The organism is Pseudomonas sp. Y3 TE3536 (genome assembly GCF_053629175.1).
This window is the reverse complement of the sequence record NZ_JBRJHU010000001.1, coordinates 6,091,352-6,106,245: the sequence shown is the minus strand read 5'-3', so window position 1 is coordinate 6,106,245 and position 14,894 is coordinate 6,091,352. Positions and strand designations below refer to the sequence as shown.

13 protein-coding genes and 1 riboswitch are annotated in these 14,894 nt (G+C 63.8%); of the genes, 4 read left to right on the top strand and 9 right to left on the bottom strand.

Annotated elements, in window-relative coordinates:
- Positions 1 to 3 precede the first annotated feature (3 nt).
- A riboswitch (cobalamin riboswitch) is annotated at positions 4 to 202 on the bottom strand.
- Between the two features lie 28 nt (positions 203 to 230).
- On the bottom strand, positions 231 to 1,397 hold the full coding sequence (locus AB7M33_RS27310; protein ID WP_275750404.1) for a DUF1624 domain-containing protein: 1,167 nt from the start codon (positions 1,395 to 1,397) through the stop codon (positions 231 to 233).
- A 450-nt stretch (positions 1,398 to 1,847) separates the two neighbouring features.
- Between AB7M33_RS27310 and AB7M33_RS27305 the strand changes: the two genes are divergently transcribed.
- Complete coding sequence (locus AB7M33_RS27305; protein WP_027593833.1) at positions 1,848 to 2,594, top strand: outer membrane beta-barrel protein; 747 nt, start codon at positions 1,848 to 1,850, stop codon at positions 2,592 to 2,594.
- 126 nt (positions 2,595 to 2,720) lie between these two features.
- Here AB7M33_RS27305 and AB7M33_RS27300 read toward each other — a convergent pair whose 3' ends face one another.
- The 3 genes from AB7M33_RS27300 to lpxO form a co-directional block, all read right to left on the bottom strand.
- A complete protein-coding gene (locus tag AB7M33_RS27300; protein WP_265967447.1) occupies positions 2,721 to 3,290 on the bottom strand; it encodes a GNAT family N-acetyltransferase in 570 nt (189 codons plus the stop codon).
- 78 nt (positions 3,291 to 3,368) lie between these two features.
- The gene (locus tag AB7M33_RS27295; protein WP_013973174.1) at positions 3,369 to 3,713 is read right to left on the bottom strand and encodes a carboxymuconolactone decarboxylase family protein; all 345 of its coding nucleotides are present in this window, start codon (positions 3,711 to 3,713) and stop codon (positions 3,369 to 3,371) included.
- 97 nt (positions 3,714 to 3,810) lie between these two features.
- Positions 3,811 to 4,710 carry a lipid A hydroxylase LpxO gene (lpxO, locus tag AB7M33_RS27290; protein ID WP_027593830.1) on the bottom strand — a complete coding sequence of 300 codons (900 nt, stop codon included), beginning with the start codon at positions 4,708 to 4,710 and terminating at the stop codon, positions 3,811 to 3,813.
- Between the two features lie 157 nt (positions 4,711 to 4,867).
- Between lpxO and thpR the strand changes: the two genes are divergently transcribed.
- Positions 4,868 to 5,413, top strand: a complete 546-nt coding sequence (thpR, locus tag AB7M33_RS27285) for an RNA 2',3'-cyclic phosphodiesterase (protein WP_265967446.1) — start codon at positions 4,868 to 4,870, stop codon at positions 5,411 to 5,413.
- A 13-nt stretch (positions 5,414 to 5,426) separates the two neighbouring features.
- On the opposite strand, the gene AB7M33_RS27280 is transcribed toward thpR, so the two are convergent.
- From AB7M33_RS27280 to AB7M33_RS27265, 4 genes are all read right to left on the bottom strand, one after another.
- On the bottom strand, positions 5,427 to 7,862 hold the full coding sequence (locus tag AB7M33_RS27280) for a TonB-dependent siderophore receptor (protein ID WP_265967445.1): 2,436 nt from the start codon (positions 7,860 to 7,862) through the stop codon (positions 5,427 to 5,429).
- A gap of 94 nt (positions 7,863 to 7,956) precedes the next feature.
- Positions 7,957 to 8,931: a FecR domain-containing protein gene (locus AB7M33_RS27275; RefSeq protein WP_454244120.1), complete on the bottom strand. Its 975-nt coding sequence runs from the start codon at positions 8,929 to 8,931 to the stop codon at positions 7,957 to 7,959.
- Entirely contained in the window at positions 8,928 to 9,434 is a 507-nt protein-coding gene (locus tag AB7M33_RS27270; protein ID WP_265967443.1) for a sigma-70 family RNA polymerase sigma factor, read from the bottom strand. Before AB7M33_RS27270 ends, AB7M33_RS27275 begins: the two co-directional genes overlap by 4 nt.
- 415 nt (positions 9,435 to 9,849) lie before the next feature.
- The gene (locus AB7M33_RS27265; RefSeq protein WP_085273275.1) at positions 9,850 to 10,755 is read right to left on the bottom strand and encodes an AraC family transcriptional regulator; all 906 of its coding nucleotides are present in this window, start codon (positions 10,753 to 10,755) and stop codon (positions 9,850 to 9,852) included.
- A 180-nt stretch (positions 10,756 to 10,935) separates the two neighbouring features.
- Between AB7M33_RS27265 and calA the strand changes: the two genes are divergently transcribed.
- Positions 10,936 to 11,988 (top strand): vanillin reductase, encoded by a 1,053-nt coding sequence (gene calA, locus AB7M33_RS27260; protein ID WP_186678760.1) that lies wholly within the window; start codon positions 10,936 to 10,938, stop codon positions 11,986 to 11,988.
- Between the two features lie 64 nt (positions 11,989 to 12,052).
- On the opposite strand, the gene AB7M33_RS27255 is transcribed toward calA, so the two are convergent.
- The gene (locus tag AB7M33_RS27255) at positions 12,053 to 13,369 is read right to left on the bottom strand and encodes a hypothetical protein (protein ID WP_454244119.1); all 1,317 of its coding nucleotides are present in this window, start codon (positions 13,367 to 13,369) and stop codon (positions 12,053 to 12,055) included.
- A 202-nt stretch (positions 13,370 to 13,571) separates the two neighbouring features.
- On the opposite strand from AB7M33_RS27255, the gene AB7M33_RS27250 reads away from it, so the two are divergent.
- Positions 13,572 to 14,771, top strand: a complete 1,200-nt coding sequence (locus AB7M33_RS27250) for a sugar transporter (RefSeq protein WP_027593822.1) — start codon at positions 13,572 to 13,574, stop codon at positions 14,769 to 14,771.
- The last annotated feature ends 123 nt before the right edge of the window (positions 14,772 to 14,894 follow it).

The following is a 14,894-nucleotide window of genomic DNA, read 5'->3' as shown; positions in this document are numbered from 1 at the left end:
CCGGTTGGTGTTTTTGCGCCGGCAGGTCTCCTGACTGGTGCGTCATGGCCCAGCTCCAGCCTTCCCGGACAAGGTTATCCAGTGGCATCGATGGAGCAGGCTCGGCACCTACAGTTGCGGGGGCAGTTCCGTTTGGCCCGCGTTAGCGGGCTTGGGATTCCCTATTAATTCCGTGGTGGAAACCGGCGGCCGGCATGGTAGACCATCAGGCAGCCGGGTGAAAACGCTTTTCAGAAGTACTTGAGCCAGGTGATGTCACGCCGACGCGCCTTCAGCCGGGCGAAGCTACGTACCGGCAGGTACAGCGACACGGCGAGCAAGGCGGCGCCCAGCCACACGGCGCCGATGCCGTCGAAGCCAAAGTAATCCCCCTGGTTGTGGCCGAACAGCGCGACGCAGGCCAGGTAAAGCAGCTTCAGCACATACAGGTGCAGCAGGTAGAAAAACATCGGTGCTGCGCCGTAAACCGCCAGGGCGTTGATCCAGCGGGCCTGGCCGGCACGCTCGAAGGCGCGCAACAGCAGCAGGCCACAGCCCAGGGTGAGGGCCAGGAACAGCAAGGACGGCGGATACTTGGTGATGTTGAAGAAGCTCATCAGCGTTTGCGTCAACGTCGGGTACCCGCTCCAGGGTGCCTCGCCGTAGCCGTTGAGCATGCGCAGCACGACAAAACCAAGCAGTGCGATCACCCCGGCCAGCAGCAGGCGGTGCTGGCGTTGGCCTGCGTCGCTGCCACGGGCGAACCAGGGGCCAAGGCCGTAGCCCAAGGCGATGACGCCGATCCAGGGCAGCACGGGGTACGACGTGCGCAGGCGCAGGTTGTCGGAGAATGCCAGCCAGCCACGGTCGTGCAGGATCGCCCACGGCACGTGCAGGGCCGACTCAGCGCCGAAGTGCAGGCTGTCGAGCAGGTTGTGCCCGGCGACGATGATTGCACCCAGGGCGATCAGCGCTGCCCGTGGCAACCACACCAGCAGCGACAGGGCGATCATGCTCACGCCAATGGCCCAGATCACCTGCAGGTAGATCACGCTGGGGGGCAGTTGGAAGGTCCAGGCGAAGTTGACGAGGGTGAACTCGAGCGCCACCAGGAACAGCCCGCGTTTGAACAGAAAGGCCGAGACATCGCTACGGCCCTGGTACTTCTCGCCATACAGCCAGGCCGAAAGGCCCGTCAACAGGACAAACACCGGCGCGCACAGGTGGGCCAGGGTACGGCTGAAGAACAACGACGGGTCGGTGACGTCGATGGCCATCGGGTCGCTGACCTGGCGGTGCAGAAAGAAGGTCTCGCGGACGTGGTCCAGGAGCATGAACAGGATGACCAGGCCGCGCAGGGCATCGATGCTCTGCAGGCGCTGGGTAAGCAGGGTGGGGGTGGCGCTGGCGCTAGTCATGGAAGGTCGCTGGTAGGAATGGGTGTCAAATGAAACGTTATCTTATAACTTAAATTGGGTGGTCAGCAATGGGGATTTGGAGGGGGTGTATGGCGTGAGGGGGGGGGCCTATGAGATCGAGCGCCGCCCGCGCGGCGCTTCGCAGCACAAGGCTGCTCCTACAGTTGTTTCGGGCCAGTAACGCCTGTGCGCGCGCGCGACCGCCTTGTTGGTCCGACGCGATATCAAGGTGGGCACCAAGGGGCCGCGCGCCCATGCCCCAGGAATAATTGGCCCGAAACAGATGTGGGAGCAGCCTTGTGCTGCGAAGCGCCGCGCGGGCGGCGCTCGATCTCATAGGCGCTGCATAACCCAAGGCATTCGCTCTCAATGATTTTTTTCGAACTTTCTCCAAAGCGTGTCTCTCGAACCGCTCGTTATCACTGTTTTCACGTCATGGAGACTTCACGCATGTCCGCTCGTCACCTGTTGCGTCACACTTGCCTGCTCGCCTTGATCGCTTCGCCTTTAGCCGCCACCGCCGCGCCCAGTACCGACCCGCTGTTCACCCTCGGCCTGCTGGGTGCCTATAACGACTTCAAATTCGAAGGCGGCAGCGAAACCGACAAGGAACACTTGGGGCAGGGCGGTGTATTCGCCACCTTCGGCAACAAGATGACCGCAGAGTCCGGCTTCATCTACCAGATCGGTGCCGAGGCCAAGTACGGCAAGAAGAATGACAACAAACTCAAGGAAGCCCAGGCCGATCTCGACCTCGGTTGGCGTGCTGCACTGGATGCGCGCAACTTTGTCGATGTGACCGTGGGCGGCGGCTACAGCTGGTCGCGCTTCGAGCCCGAAATCAACGACCTGGACACCAAACTCACGGTCAAGTCGCCCTTCGCCAAGGCGGCCTTGGGTTACAACCACCAGTTCGATGCGTCGACCCTGCGCGTGGAGGTGGGCGCGCGTCATACCCTCGATGGCCGTGCGCGCCTGAAGGTCGATGATTTCGGCAGTGACACCGTGGACCTTAAAGACCGCACCAACCCCTATGCCGAGGTCAGCCTGCTGATGAACCAGCAGGGCGGCATGCCGGTACAGGCGGGGGTCTACTACACCCGCACCGAGTACAAGCTGGATGGCGACTCGCCCGTGGCGGACAACACCAAACTCAAGCGTGATGAGTTTGGCTTCAAAGTCGGCTTGGCGTTCTAAGCAGCGATTTGCCAAGACCGCGGTTTGTGTAGGAGCAGCCTTGCGCTGCGAAGGGGCCAGTGCAGGCGATGACCAGCATGATGCATGCGCTGCCTCTTCGCAGCGCAAGGCTGCTCCTACCGTCGGCTAACGCCCCCGTCGGCGCGACACGCGGGCCTCGATGTTCTTGCGCCCGATCAACAGTGGCGGTTTTTCCACCACTGGCTCATCCGCCAGCCACTTGTACATCACCAGGCAATCCACCAAGCCCAGCCGGGCATGCCGGAAAGCCTTGGGTAGGCGGCCGACCGTTTCGAAACCGAGTTTGTGCCACAGCGCCACGGCCACGTCGTTGCTGGCCACGACCGAATTGAACTGCAGCGCCAGAAACCCCTCCTGGCGCGCCAGCTTCTGCGAATGCTCGCACATCATCCGGGCCACGCCACGGCCACGCGCGGCCTCGCAGACCATGTAACCGCAGTTGCCTACGTGGGCCCCGGGGCCGGCAGCATTGGCTTTGAGGTAGTAGGAACCCAGCAGCTCACCGTCGTCCTCTGCTACCCAGGTGCGAAGGGGCATCTCCAGCCACAACTGGCGGGCCTGGTCGAAGTTCAGGGCAGGGTCGAAGGCGTAGGTTTCACGGGCCTGGACAATGGCCTGGAAGGTGGGCCAGAAACGCTTGAAGTCCTCAGGCGTCATGGGGCGGATGTGGATCATGGTGGTTCCTGCAATGGCTGGACCGCCAAGTCTGGGTGGCGCGGCGCCGTCGCGCAAGGGCGGCGACGCCACGCGGGGTCAGCCGTTGGCCTTGCCCACTGCGTCCATGGCGCGTGCCGAGTACACCAATGCGGCGCCGGCGTTCATCGCCACCGCTACGCCAAGGGCTTCGGCAATCTCTTCGCGGCTGGCGCCGTGTTTCACTGCCTGCTGCGAATGCACGGCGATGCAGCCGTCACACCGGGTGGTCACGGCCACCGCGAGGGAGATCAGTTCGCGGGTCTTGGCGTCCAGGTGGTTGGTCTTGGCGCCCGCACCGCTGGCGGTCATGTAGCCGGCCACGGTGTCGGGAGACAACTGCTTGAGATCGCCGATGCCGGCCATCAACTGCTTACGGTAGGCGTCCCAGTCCATCATGCTCATCGTCTTCACCTTGGGGTGGTTGCGAGTGGAGCTTTCAGGCTAGTCGAAAAAGGCGAGGGCATCTGCTGCCTGTACCGACGGCACAGGCAGCGCTGAATCAGATGTAGATGAACACCAGCACCAGTGCAGCCACCACCGCCCATTTTTCCAGGTAGTAGCGCATGCGATTGCGCTTTTTCAGCGCCTTGCCGCGTTCGCGGATCTTGTAGATGCGGGTGAATAGCCGGTTGATGCCACCCGTCTTGTCGTTGGCATCGTTGGGCGCGGCGGCGGCTGCCATCACGTTGCGGCTGAACCAGCGGTTGAACGCCGTTGCCCAGCGGTACTTGAGCGGGCGCTCGACATCGCAGAACAGGATGATGCGGTTGTGGTCGGTGGTGTTGGCCGCGTAATGGATGTAGGTTTCGTCGAAGATCACGCCCTCACCGTCGCGCCACGAGTACTTCTCGCCGTCCACGTCGATGTAGCAACCGTCATCGTTCGGCGTGTCCAGGCCCAGGTGGTAGCGGTAGGAGCCGGCATACGGGTCGCGGTGGCGCACCAGCTTGGCGCCCGGTGGCAGGGTGGCGAACATCGCAGCCTTGACCGTGCCGATGCCTTGCAGCAGTTCGGTGGTGCGTGGGCACAGGGTCATGGCCGAAGGGTGGCTTTCGCCGTACCACTTCAGGTAGAAGCGCTTCCAACCGGTCTTGAAGAATGAGTTGAAACCGACGTCATCGTAATTCTCGGATTTCTTGATTTCACCGACGTGGAGCAACTGCTGGGCCTCGGCACGGATTTCCTGCCAGTGGTCCTGCAGCGGTTGCAGTTCGGGGAAGGCTTCGACCGGCAAGTAGGGCTTGGCCGGGTGCTTGGAAAACAGGTAGAGGAAACTGTTGACCGGGGCCAGGAAGCTGGAGTGGTCGCCCAGCTGGCGAGTCAGCTTGTGGCGAACGCGACCGCGCAGGTGAACATAGGCGATCGACAGAACAAAGAGGAGTACGAGTGCAATTTTCATGGACGTTTACTTGTCGAAAAATGGCCATGCGCCATGGCATAAGCTGGCCAGCATAAACAATCATGGGAGCAGTTTGTACTTATTGTTACGTGACTACCGCGCGACTTAGGTGTAATGGCCTAGCGCTTGCGCAAACGTTTCATGTCAAGGAGATCACATGGTTCAGGACGTTCGCCCCAGTGGCGTCCCTTTCAAACGGCTGTTTTTCGCCTTGCCGGTCAGCGATGCCCAGCGCCGTGCCCTGGCCCAGTGGCGGCGCGGTTTGAACCTGCGCACTGGCAAGCCGGTACCCGCCGACAACTTCCATGTGACGCTGCTGTTTCTCGGTGATGTAGACACCGCCTTGCTGCCCTCGATCTGCGCTGCGGTCGATGCGCTCAAGCGCCCGGCGGCGGCGCCGCGGCTGTTGCTCGACCGTTTGCAGGTGTGGCCGCGCGCCAGTGCGCTGGTGCTTGAGCCGCAGCAAACGCCGCCGGCCTTGCTGCAACTGGTGTATGGCCTGCAGCAGGCGCTGCTGCCATTGGGGGTAGAGGCGGCGAGCCGTGAATACCGCCCGCACCTGACCTTGTCCAGGGACTACCGCGGCCAGCCGCCGGAGGCCGCCACGGCGCCGGAGTTCTTCCTGGCCGCGCGGCACTTCGCCCTGTATGAATCGCGCAAGGGTGTGTACTGGCCGCTTGCGCAATGGCCGTTGACCGAGTGATGCGTGCTGCGTTTTAAAACTCAGGCGTGTACTTGACCGTCAACATGAAGTTGCGGGGTTCGCCGTAGTTGTTGCTGCCATTAAGCTGGTTGAAGCCGGCAACCCAGTACTTCTTGTCGAACAGGTTGTTGGCGTTGACTGCAAGGTTCACTTCCGGCGTCAGCTGATAGGCCAGGCGCCCGCTCCACACGGTGTAGCCAGGCACGGTGTAGGTGCGTTCGTAGCCCAAGGTGTGGCTTTGGCTGGTGAAGCCCAGGCCGGTGCTCCAGCGTTGGCCGTCCAGTGGCAGGGTGTAGTCGGCCCAGGCGCGCAACATGTGCTTGGGCGTCCACTGGCTGAACACGCGGCCTTCTTCGTCCGGGTCGTCGAGGAACTTGGTGGTGTTGTAGGTGTAGCCAGCAAACAGCTGCAGGCCGCTGAGCACTTCGCCGCTGATCTCGGCCTCGATGCCCTGGCTACGCACCTTGCCCGCCGCAGTGGAGCAGTACCAGTCATCACAGGCAAAGCCCGAAGCCACGTCGGTCACCGCGCGGTTTTCCTGGTCGTAGCGGAACACCGCCAGCGAGGCGTTGACCCGGCCGTCCAGCAATTCGCCCTTAAGGCCCGTTTCGTAGTTGCTGCCGATCACAGGCTTGAGTGGCACGTTGTTGACGGCCCGCTCGGTCTGCGGCACGAACACGTCGGTGTAGCTGGCGTACCAGGCCCATTCGCGGGTCAGGTCGTAGACGAAGCCGGCATACGGGGTGACTTCGCCCGACTCGGTCATGCGGCTGGTGGGGGTGCGGCTGCCGGGGTCGGTGCGGCTGTTGAAGTCGATCGAGTCCCAGCTGTAGTCGAACCAGCTGACCCGCGAGCCGAGGATCAGGGTCAGGTCATCGGTCGGCTTGACCCGCCACACGCCGTACAGGCCTTTTTGGCGGATGTCATAGCTGGCCTTGTTGGAGCGCGCGAGCTTGCCGTCGAACACACTGTCACGGCTAGGCTCGGGGCGGTTGTGGTCGATGTCGAAGAGGGTGTCGCCAGACGCGGCGAAGTTGCGCCAATAGGCGTCGTCCGACGTCAGCTTGGAGTAGTTGCCGCCGACGGTGATTTCATGGGCCAGCGGCCCGGTGTTGAAGTGGCCCACCACGTTCATGTCCAGGCCCAGCTTGGTGTTGTGGAAGTCGGTGAGCCAGTCGGCATAGGTGATGCCGCTGCCGTCCGGCGCCACGCCCTGGCCGGTGGACTGCACGCGCTGGTGCGTGGAAGTGTTGACTTCGTCCATGCGCACGGCGGCGGCCTTGAACGCCCAGTCGTCGTTGAAGCGGTGTTCGAGGTCCGCGTAATAGGTGGTCACGTCGGTTTCGGCACGGTTCCAACGGGCGCCGGTGAAGGTCGAGCGGGGCAGGTCGACCGGCTTGCCGTCGGTGTAGCGGGGGATGCCACGCAGCATTGGCCGCGACTGCTGGCGGTTGTAGCTGATGCCGGCACCTACGGTGGTGGCGTCGTTCAGGTCAATGTCCAGCGCGCCATACAGGGAGTGGGACTTGCTCCATTGGTAGTCGATGAAGCTGTCGCTCTGGTCCTCGTCGGCCACCATCCGGCCGCGCACGCGGCCGTCGGCGGTCAGCGGGCCGCCAGCGTCCAGTTGCAGGCCGTAGTGGTCCCAGGAGCCGGCCTTGCCGGTGACGGTGACGGTCGGCGTTGCCTGGCCGCGTTTGCGCACCAGGTTGATCGCGCCGCCGGGGCTGCCGGTGCCTTGCAACAAGCCCGAGGCGCCGCGCAGGACCTCGATGCGGTCGAAGAACACCAAGTCCTGGGTCGCCCAGTTGCCCAGCGAATAGTTATTACGTGGGATAGGCACGCCGTCGTACTGCCAGTCGTCGATCTGGAACCCGCGCGATGTCACCACCACGCCTGGGCCGATGCCTTGCGCCCCGACGATCCCGGTGGTGTGGTTGAGCGCCTCCTGCAGGTCAGTGATGCCTTGGTCATCCAGCTGTTTACGGGTGATCACCGTTACCGATTGAGGGATTTCCTTGAGGGTATGCGTGCCTTTACCAAGGGTCACCGCGCGTGCGGCGTACGAGCCGCTGCCTTCGCTGGTGGCATCCAGGTAATTGTCGGTGATGCTGGTACTGCCAAGCTCCAGCACGTCGCTCTCTGGGGTTGCCGGGGCGACGCTGAAGTGGCCGCTGCTGGTCAGCCGCAATTGCAGGCCGCTGCCGACCAGCGCGGTTTGCATGGCTTGCTCGGCACTCATCTGGCCGACGATTGCCGGCGCCTGCTTGCCGCGTACCAGCTGGGGTTCGAGCGCGATGATGTAGCCGCTCTGGCTGGCAATCCGGTTAAGGGTGGTGGCCAGGCTGGCAGGCGGCAGGTCGAACGCCAGGGTCTGCACCTGGGCATGGGCATTGAGGCTGCTCAGGGCAACGACGAGGGGCAAGGCGCGGGGCCAGAGGTTGAGCACAGAATTCTCCCGAATGAAGTGACTTGTCAGGAGATAGGTGGGACGAGAAACGAAAACCGGACACGCCCGCGAATGATTTTCACAAATATTTTCATTAGCCTTGGCTGGGGCCGATCAACGTTACCCAGGGGCCGAACGGTTCGACCTTGATCGGCAGGGCTTCCGCCAGGGCGGCCAGCGCCTCCTGCGGCTGGTCGAGCGGGAACACGCCTTGCACGCGCATGCCGCGCACCGCCGGGGCCAGCCGTATGTAGCCGCGCTGGTAGGGGCGCAGGGCATCGATGACCGCGTGCAGGGGTTCGTCGAGCACTTCCAGGCGCCCATACAGCCAGGCGCTGCGTTGTTGCTGCTCGCCGCCCAGTTGCTGGATGCCATCGCTGCGCAGCAGGGCTGCCTGCCCCTGTTGCACGTCTTGCCAGCGGCCATCGCGCAGGCTGGCGCGCACGCTGTGCTCCAGCACCACGACGCGGGTAGCGGCTTGCTCTTGGCTTACCAGAAAGCGGGTGCCCAGCGCCTGCACGTGTCCTTGGGGCGTGCGCACGCGCAGGGGCCGCTGAGGGTCGGCCGCAACCTGAATCACCATTTCGCCACGGCGCAGTATCAGCAGGCGTTGGCTGGCATCGAACTGCAGGTCGACGGCACTGGCGCTGTTGAGGCTCAGGCGGCTGCCATCTGCCAGGGTAAAACTGCGCCGCTCGCCGCTGGCGGTGTGCAGGTCAGCCAGCCAGTTTTGCGCGCTGTCGCTGCGCCAACCGCTCCACAAGGCGCCTGCGACGACACCAATGCCTGCCAGCGCGCCCAGCACTTCGCGGCGAGAGTGGGTGGGCGTGAGCAGCAGTTGGCGGGCTTCGGCGGCTTGCCCTGGGGCACGTTGGTCCAGCGCGTGCAGCGCCGCAAACGGGCTGCCCAGGCGTTGTTGCAATCGGTCCCAGGCGCGTTGGTGTGCGGGGTCCTGGCGCAGCCAGTGCGCCAGGCGTTGCAGCAGCGCCTGGTCAGGCGTGCCGGCCTTGAGTGCGACCATCCAGTCGATGGCTTGCTCGCTGATCGGGTCTAGGCGTGTTGCGCTCATGCGTGCACCTCGCACAGGTAGCACTGGCGCAGGGCCTGCTTCATGTGGCGGCTGACGGTGCGTTCGCTGATCTGCAAGCGGGCGGCGATGTCGACGTAGCTCATGCCGTCGAGCTGGCTGTAGAGGAAGGCGGCCTTGACCATGGCGGGCAAGCCGTCCAGCACCTTGTCGATGGTCACCAGTGCCTCGAGCAGCAGCAGTTGCTCTTCGGCAGAAGGGGCGATGGGTTCAGGCAGCAGCGCCAGGCGCTCTAGGTACGCCTGCTCGAGTTGGCGACGGCGGTACCGATCGAAGATCAGCCGACGGGCGATGGTCGAGAGGTAGGCACGCGGTTGCTCGATGCTGTCCGGATCGACGCGTGCGCCCAGCATCTGGCAGAACGCCTCGGCTGCCGTGTCCTCGGCATCGGCGCGATTACGCAGGCGTTTGAAGACATGTTGGAGCAGCCAGCGGTGATGGTCGCTGAAGAAGAAGCCCAGCTTGCGGGTCGATGTGCTGTCCAACGGCTGGTATCCAGTTGTGAGTGTGAATCGTTCTCAATATTAGCTGGGTCGGTTGGTGGGTAGCAATGGGGGGTTGAGATGTTGGGTGGGTGATGTTGGGTGCATGGCTCAAGTTTGGGGGTGTGGCACAAATCGAGCGCCGCCCGCGCGGCGCTTCGCAGCACAAGGCTGCTCCCACATCTGTTTCGGGCCAATTATTTCTGGGGCATAGGCGCGCGGTCCCTTGGTGCCTGACACGATATCGGATCGATCAAACAAGGCGGTCGCGCGCAACTATCACAGGCTTTACTGGCCCGAAACAGATGTGGGAGCAGCCTTGTGCTGCGAAGCGCCGCGCGGGCGGCGCTCGATTGCAGCCACACCACAGCCCCCCAGCATCCACCTGTAAACCCCACGCACGCCCCACATCCAACCATCAAACCGGCAAACTCTGGTACGCCACCTCATCCCCCGGGCTACGATCAAACTGGCGTTTGTACTCACGGCTGAACTGCGACGTGCTCTGGTAACCCACCCGGTGCGCCGTCTGCGCCACCCCCAAGCCCTCGCCGATCAGCATCTGCTGCGCCTTGAGCAGCCGCAGGCGCTTGAGGTACTGCATCGGTGCCATGTCGGTGCAGCGTTTGAAATGCTCATGGAAGGTCGACACGCTCATGTTGGCGCGTGCCGCCAGCGCCTCGACGCTCAACGGCTCGGTGTAGTGTTCACGCAAGTGGGCGAGGGCGGCGCCGATGCGGGCGAAATGCCCCTGCTGTTCGACCAACGCCCGCAACACGCCGGCTTGCGGGCCGCGTAGCGCGGTATAGAGCACTTCGCGCACCCGCGCCGGGCCGAGCACCTTGGCATCCAGCGGGTCTTGCAGGCAGCTCAGCAGCCGTTCGACACTTTCGCGCATGGGCGCATCCAGCGCTGCAGACGTCATGGATTGCGGGGTCTGGGCCTGGACGGCGGCATCCGGTGCCAGGTCCATGCTTTGTACCAGTTCACCCAGCACGCTGCGGTCAATGTCCACTGCCACGCCCAACAGCGGCGCCTCGCGGGTGGCGAAGGTTTCGCACATGAACGGCACCGACAACGCCTGGACCAAGTAGTGGCCCGCACCGTACTCCAGGGTGCGCGGCCCCAGCCGCGCGAGTTTGCTGCCCTGGGCCAGGATCATCAGGCTTGGCTCGTAGATTTGCGGGCTGCTGGCGACATAGTGGTCCCAGCTCAGCACCTGCACCTGGGGCAGGTGAGTGGGCACGAAACCCGGGCGCGTGGCGAGGCGGCGGATCAGCGCGCAGAGGGGGGCGTTGGCGTCGACATGGCGGGTGAGCTGCATGGTGAACCTGGGCAGAGAATCAGACAGTTGCATCATCGCAGATTGAAGGTCTAGCGTCAGATGCTTGCGGGTAACTCCGGAGAATCAGGCATGCATGCCGGAGAATCTGCGGTGGGCGAGGGGAGGCAGGGCGCGCAAAATGCGCCGCCTGAATCGTTTCACTTCTCTGCGAGGTCCCGCATGTACACCGCCATCGGTTATGCCGCCCAAACCCCGACCAGCCCTCTGGCTCCCATGACCTTCGAACGCCGCAGCCCGCGCCCGGACGATGTTGCCATCGAGATTCTCTACTGCGGCGTGTGCCACTCCGACATCCACCAGGCGCGCAACGAATGGGGCATCGCCGTGTACCCGTTGATGCCGGGCCACGAGATCATCGGCCGGGTCACCGCGGTGGGCGACAAGGTGTCTGCGCACAAGGTCGGCGACCTGGTAGGCGTCGGTTGCATGGTCGATTCCTGCCGCCACTGTGAGGCGTGCGCCAAGGACCTGGAGCAATACTGCGTGGAAGGCCCGACCATGACCTACGCCACCCCTGACCGGGTCGATGGCAGCAACACCATGGGTGGCTATTCCAGCAGCATCGTCGTCAGCGAGCACTTTGTGGTGCGTATCCCTGCCGGCATGGACCTGCCCAGCGCCGCGCCGATCTTGTGCGCCGGCATCACCACCTATTCGCCGCTCAAGCACCACGGCGTTGGCCCTGGCCACAAGGTAGGCATCCTGGGCATGGGCGGCCTCGGCCACATGGGTATCAAACTGGCCAAGGCGCTGGGCGCGGAAGTGACCTTGTTCACCCGTTCGCCAGCCAAGGCCGAGGAAGCGCGCCGCCAGGGTGCCGACCATGTGATCGTGTCCACCGATGACGAGCAGATGCGCGCCGCGGCAGGTCGCTTCGACTTCCTGCTCGACACCATTCCGGTGCAGCACGACCTCAATCCGTACCTGGAAACCCTCACCTTCGATGGTGTGCATATTCTGGTCGGCCTGATCGAACCGATTGAACCGGCGCTGCACGCGGCCAACCTGGTGCTCAAGCGTCGGGTACTGGCAGGCTCGCTGATCGGCGGCATCGCCGAGACTCAGGAAGTGCTGGATTTCTGTGCGGAGCACGACATCCGTTGCGATATCGAGATGCTCGATATTCGTAATATCAACCAGGCTTACGAGCGGATGATTGCTGGGGATGTGAAGTACCGCTTTGTGATCGACATGGCCACGCTTCAGGGCTGATCGAGTAGTCGACTGTACTGGCCTCTTCGCGGTCCGACTTGCCCGCGAAGAAGCCAGTGCAGATCTACCAGACCAGCGCCTTGTCCCACCCCTTCCAGAACAACCAGCGCCGCACTTCACCATGCCCGCCGGTACCGATCTGCCACTCAGGGCGCCCACTGCCCAGCGCAATCACCGAGATGAACCCGGCATGGCTCGCCGCAACCAGCGTGCGTCCATCGGCGCTGATGTCCATGGCGCTGATGGTCGACCCCAGGAAGTGCTGCCAATGTTCCGTGCCCTCTTCGCCAAAGGCCCGCAGGTAGCCGTAGGCATCGCCGACGATGTACTCGCCATCGCCTGCGACCCCGGCATACACCCGCGCCCCGTCTTGCAGCAGTGGGGTGCGTGGGTCTTCGCTGTAGTAGTCGGTGTCCAGGCCCGCAAGGTCTGCCACGCGTACCCCCAGTGTGCCGCCGTTGTAGAAGTGGCAGGCATTGACGATCAACTGGTCGCCGCTGCGGTTGAACAGGGCGAAGTGCGGGTATTCGCCGCCGGGGCCGATCTGCGCCACTTCCTCCAACTGGTCATTCAGCACCAGGTGGCGGCTGCATTGTTCACCCACCACGATCAGGCGCCCGTCCGGCGACACTGCACCGTGCTCCATGGCCAGGCCCAGGGCAATATCGTCCGGGTCAGTGCCTTCGGCCAGTTCCTCGAGTATCTGCGACTGGCGTGGCAGCAGCCGGGTGGCACCTTCGGCGGCCAGCAGGTAAATACCCTCGGCGCTCACCAGCAGCACCCGCTGGCCATCGGCGAAGGGCACCAGGCTGGTGGGTGTGGGTGGCAGGTCGAGCGGCTCGAACGGGTAACCCGCTGGCAGGCCTTCGAGCCCGCTAGGCCAGGCCAGGCGAGCGACCTGCGGGCCGCCCCAGCCATCGGTCACGCGCACGCCCTCGGCGTTGGCCAGGGCAAAGTAGCGGCGCTGCGGGCAGCGCCCGAAGTGCTCGATACCGATGACGGGCGTCACGCCTTGTTGATCGATGCGAACCACTTGGCCCTTTTCATAGGGCATGCCAATGCGCGCGAGCAGGCTGCCGTCGTCCAGCAGCAGGACGCTGCAGATGCCTTGCCCATGCGCATCGAGCAGCGGCACCAGCGGCAGGTGGGCAGGCGGCCAGGCGGCGCGGAAGGCTTGGCGTTGCTGTTCGTCCACACCCGGCCGGTTGATCGCTTCCAAGGCGGCCTGCCAGGCGTCGAGCAGGTGCTCGGTGGCCGCAGGCTGTGGTTCTTCGAGGTTGTCCCAGCCCTGTGCGCAGCCTTGCGCGACGTAGCGGTTGATGGCCTGGGCGTAGGTGGTGACCGCCTGCTGCCACTGCTGCTGGGGTTGTTGCTTGTCCATGGGCGGATCGGGCTCCTTGTTCCGCTTGCAATTCACATTAAGCGGGCATGTTACTCGCAATGTGCCGCTGGTTGTGAGGCCCGGTATTGACGCGTACCATGCCGGCATTCCTTCCAATAACAAACCCGTGCCTCAGCGCGGCCGATACTTGGCCCCTGACGCGCGTTTTTTCGCCATGCCTGCGGAGACTAGAACCCCACCCATGAACGGACCCCTACCCACCGATGTGCCGCCGACCACCGGTAACGGCAGCTGGCTGAGCGTGATCGCCCTGGCCCTCGCGGCCTTCATCTTCAACACCACCGAGTTTGTCCCGGTGGCGTTGCTCAGCGACATTGGCCGCAGTTTCGACATGAGCACTGCCCAGGTCGGCCTGATGCTGACCATCTATGCCTGGGTCGTGGCCCTGGCGTCGCTGCCGATGATGCTGCTGACCCGCAACATCGAGCGCCGGCGCCTGCTGCTGTTCGTGTTTCTGGTGTTCATCGTCAGCCACCTGTTGTCGTGGCTGTCGCAGAGCTTTGCCATGTTGCTGGTGAGCCGCATCGGTATCGCCTTGGCCCACGCCGTGTTCTGGGCGATTACCGCGTCGCTGGCCGTGCGTGTGGCGCCGCCTGGCCAGCAGGCCAAGGCGCTGGGCCTGCTGGCCACCGGCACTACCCTGGCGATGGTGTTGGGTATTCCGCTGGGCCGTGTGGTGGGTGAGGCCCTGGGCTGGCGCGTGACGTTCCTCAGCATTGCCGGGGTGGCATTGGCCACCATGTTGTGCTTGATGAAGTCGTTGCCGCTGCTGCCCAGCCAGAACTCCGGTTCGCTGCGCAGTTTGCCGATCCTGTTCAAGCGCCCGGCCCTGGTGATCACCTACCTGTTGGTGACGCTGGTGATCACTGCGCAGTTCACCGCCTACAGCTATATCGAACCGTTTGCCCTGCATGTGGCGCAGATCAGCGGTGAGCGCACCACGTTGCTGCTGCTGTTGTTTGGTGGCGCCGGCGTATTCGGCTCGGTGCTGTTCAGCCGTTACAGCGACCGCTTCCCCCAGGGTTTTCTGGTGGGCTCGATTGGCCTGCTGGCGGCCTGCCTGCTGTTGATGTTGCCGTTGTCGGGCAACTTCTATGCGTTTGCTGTGTTGAGCATGTTCTGGGGCGTGGCGATTTTGAGCTTCAGCCTGTCGCTGCAGTCCAAGACACTGAAGTTGGCGTCCGATGCCACGGATGTGGCCATGGCCTTGTTCTCGGGCATTTACAACATCGGTATTGGGGGTGGGGCATTGCTGGGCAGTATCGTCAGCAGCCAGATGGACGTGGCCGACATCGGCCTGGTCGGAGGCTGTGTCGCGGTTGTCGGGTTGCTGCTGGCGGCGGCCAGTACCCGGCGGTTCCGTGATGCCTTAGGTGGCTGATTTGCCTGTACTGGCCTCTTCGCGGGCAAGCCCGCTCCCACAGGATCCCCATCAGTCTGGAGAGTAGTTCAGTACCTGTGGGAGCGGGCTTGCCCGCGAAGAGGCCGGCAAAGCCAACATCAC

What these genes read in the sequence shown, in the direction of transcription:
- thpR (WP_265967446.1), top strand. Translation starts at nt 4,868, where the DNA reads ATGGTTCAGGACGTTCGCCCCAGTGGCGTCCCTTTCAAACGGCTGTTT.
- AB7M33_RS27295 (WP_013973174.1), bottom strand. Translation starts at nt 3,713, where the DNA reads ATGAGCATGATGGACTGGGACGCCTACCGTAAGCAGTTGATGGCCGGC.
- AB7M33_RS27275 (WP_454244120.1), bottom strand. Translation starts at nt 8,931, where the DNA reads ATGAGCGCAACACGCCTAGACCCGATCAGCGAGCAAGCCATCGACTGG.
- AB7M33_RS27250 (WP_027593822.1), top strand. Translation starts at nt 13,572, where the DNA reads ATGAACGGACCCCTACCCACCGATGTGCCGCCGACCACCGGTAACGGC.
- lpxO (WP_027593830.1), bottom strand. Translation starts at nt 4,710, where the DNA reads ATGAAAATTGCACTCGTACTCCTCTTTGTTCTGTCGATCGCCTATGTT.
- AB7M33_RS27310 (WP_275750404.1), bottom strand. Translation starts at nt 1,397, where the DNA reads ATGACTAGCGCCAGCGCCACCCCCACCCTGCTTACCCAGCGCCTGCAG.
- AB7M33_RS27255 (WP_454244119.1), bottom strand. Translation starts at nt 13,369, where the DNA reads ATGGACAAGCAACAACCCCAGCAGCAGTGGCAGCAGGCGGTCACCACC.
- AB7M33_RS27265 (WP_085273275.1), bottom strand. Translation starts at nt 10,755, where the DNA reads ATGCAGCTCACCCGCCATGTCGACGCCAACGCCCCCCTCTGCGCGCTG.
- AB7M33_RS27300 (WP_265967447.1), bottom strand. Translation starts at nt 3,290, where the DNA reads ATGATCCACATCCGCCCCATGACGCCTGAGGACTTCAAGCGTTTCTGG.
- calA (WP_186678760.1), top strand. Translation starts at nt 10,936, where the DNA reads ATGTACACCGCCATCGGTTATGCCGCCCAAACCCCGACCAGCCCTCTG.
- AB7M33_RS27305 (WP_027593833.1), top strand. Translation starts at nt 1,848, where the DNA reads ATGTCCGCTCGTCACCTGTTGCGTCACACTTGCCTGCTCGCCTTGATC.